Source organism: Methylosinus sp. R-45379, from assembly GCF_001644125.1.
Taxonomy (GTDB): domain Bacteria; phylum Pseudomonadota; class Alphaproteobacteria; order Rhizobiales; family Beijerinckiaceae; genus Methylosinus.
Genome location: NZ_LUUM01000048.1, coordinates 1 through 2555, shown reverse-complemented (window position 1 = coordinate 2555; position 2555 = coordinate 1). Strand labels below are relative to the sequence as shown.

The window sequence follows — 2555 nt, the reverse complement described above, 5'->3', positions numbered from 1 at the left end:
TTCTTAGCTCGAAAGGACCAGCGAAGCAGTTTCTGTTATCGATCCGGTCCTGAACGAACCTTGCCACCGCAGTGGCCGGAGCGCTCATCTTAGCTCGTTGCGACCAATGATCGATCACTGCGCTAGTCGCGGCCCTTGCCGACCAGGGATAACGATATCCATCTACCTCCAATAAAATGAGCGGTAGAGCCTTTCCCGTCATCACGGCATCAGCGAATGCAGCAAATTTCGTCGGGGGCAATACCGCGCCGATTTCCTTTTGCAATCCGATACTGACACTCACCGCGGCGCGAAGAGACGCATCCGTCGATCGTATCGCAGCTCCGCAGGCCGTCCAGAACGCCGAGCTTGGAACCACTAGCTTGCCCGGTGCGGCGTTATCCGCATCGCCGACCAAATTTGAGTCGACACTGTTTATTATGTGGGCCTGCAGCAATAACGCTGCCTTCATGTCCATAAGCGCAGGGGCGTTCCCTTCGTAGAGGAGACGGTATGCTTCGACGAAGTCCGGTACCCGTTCGAGGCTGGCGCCATAAAATAATGGGACTTGAATCCCATCCCAGCAAAATTTGACACTGCCCCAATCTCGTTCTGGCACGTAATCTTCAAGAGACGGGAAATCGGGCAAAAGAGCGTAGAGTTCTTCGATAAACGCGACAAACTCGTCGTACGTTGAAAGTTTCCTTGCGCCGGAGTAGCTATTCTTGCTCGTCCCAGCCGCGACCACAAAAGCGAGTATATGCTTTACTTGGCAGCCGATATTTGGAAGCCAGATATCAGATATATTCAAAGAAACGCAAACATCGTCACAGTCGTATTTTATTAAGTGCTCTCTTACCGCTGAGACGGAGTTCTGGAACGCCTCATCGTAATCTCCTCGGATCGTGTCAGCTCGTTTGTTGGCAGTAATCTTCCTCCCCTTTTGCCGTTTGTAATGCTTCTGCCGTTTCTTCGAGCGCATGTGGAAATCCCGAACTGTCCAGGGACGCAGTAGCCACGAGGGATCATGTGCACACCGGATAGGGTCGACGCATAAGGAAACTCAAATTGAACATTGCCGAGGCTTCGCGCTACCCGTGGATGTGCAGCCTAAAGGGGGCCCCGCTCGAAAGCTAGCGCGTAGGCATTCGGGACGCGCCCGGCGAGGCCGGGCCTGCGCCCCGCTACCGGTTATTCCGAATTTCCGCCTTGGGTCGATTCTGTTGAAAAACCAATTTCGGGGTCCCCTTGAAAAATTCCTGCGGAAATTCGCGCGGTGGCAGGGAAAGGGGCTGGGCCCCTACCTTTCACTGCGACGATCGAACGAGTGACTCTCCTAGCCTGAATGGGATGTCGTCAAAGGCCGACTCTACAAAATTTCGCATTTCGCCTCGCTTTTTTTTGGCGTGCTCTAATTTTCGAGTTTTTCAACAGCATCGGTCAGGAGCAGAAATTCAAACTGACCCATCACCCGAATTTTGTCAGCATAGGAACGCGTCATTCGCAATTTCGAACTGCGTAAGCAGTGGCTCGAAAATTGTAGGTGACTGAGGCAATCCGCTTCAAAATTCGGGAAACGAGTCGAGGTGACCGATTCGGATCAAGTCGATCAGCGCCGAGCGGACCTGCGGCCAGGGAAATTCGGGGCAGTTCTCGCACCATTCACCCTCGTGGAGCACGGCATGGAGCTTGGCGGCCACGCCTTCGACGGAAGACGCCGGCGTGGCCGCCAGCGCATCGGCGAGTTCTTTCGCTATATCCACGGCTAGCTCCTCCTCTTTTTTCGCTTCGGAGTAGCCGACAGCCAAATCTGCGGCCGCCCAGCGGGCGCGCTCATCCTCTTCCTGAGCGGCGCGGTCCGCCTCGGCGCAATCAGTATTGTCGATTGAGCAGGACTCGCGAATCAACTGCATCAATTGGGTTTCCAAGCTTTGCTGCTTCTGGCAGAGCACGTCGGCGGCGTCCTGGGCAACCCTCCATTGTGTCCACATGGACATTGCCGCGTCGGCCGCTTCTATACGTGACGTGTCGAGAGGCGCGATTTCCCCGAAAGACGCCGGCGCGGCAGCGCCGACGCTCGCGACCAACAGAGTCCTTCGGGTGAAAGAAGGCGCACGCGTGGTAATCTCGGGTTCAGCCATGATCCGAGTTCCTCATTAGGCAGGGGGCTCTGCATGAGCGAGGGCCTCTCATCGTCCAGCAAGACGGCAGTTTTGCTGAGCTTTGGTCAAAGGCAAGCGTCGGCGTACGCCGGAAATAGATTTTCCGGCGTCGGATGGCGTGGTAATGGTTTTGTCACGACGCTCTCTTTTTAGCGCCGAATTCTAATAACGTCAACCCAAAAATAGAACGACGTGCTAAAAATGCTAGCTGTTCAATGCAAGATGGCGCGCGTCGCCCTGGGAATTGGCGTGCGGGAGCTAGCAGAACTGGCGCAGGTCGCGCCGGCGACGGTTTCTCGTCTCGAGGCGGGAGAGGAACTGAAACCCCGCACAGTCGCTGCGATCCGCGCGGCCCTCGAAGCGGCGGGCGTGATCTTCGTCGAGGAGAATGGCGAGGGGCCGGGTGTGAGGCTA

At 56.0% G+C, this 2555-nt stretch carries 3 protein-coding genes; 1 reads left to right on the top strand and 2 read right to left on the bottom strand.

What is annotated here, in order from left to right:
* On the bottom strand, window positions 1–961 hold a 961-nt coding region (locus A1351_RS02970; protein WP_157096064.1), incomplete at its 3' end, for a hypothetical protein.
* A gap of 580 nt (window positions 962–1541) precedes the next feature.
* Complete coding sequence (locus A1351_RS02965; RefSeq protein WP_157096063.1) at window positions 1542–2120, bottom strand: hypothetical protein; 579 nt, start codon at window positions 2118–2120, stop codon at window positions 1542–1544.
* A 222-nt stretch (window positions 2121–2342) separates the two neighbouring features.
* On the opposite strand from A1351_RS02965, the gene A1351_RS02960 reads away from it, so the two are divergent.
* Window positions 2343–2555: helix-turn-helix transcriptional regulator (locus A1351_RS02960; protein ID WP_198162200.1), on the top strand; the 213-nt coding region annotated here is incomplete at its 3' end.

Coding starts and splice junctions, on each gene's coding strand:
- A1351_RS02965 (WP_157096063.1), bottom strand. CDS start 2,120: ATGGCTGAACCCGAGATTACCACGCGTGCGCCTTCTTTCACCCGAAGG.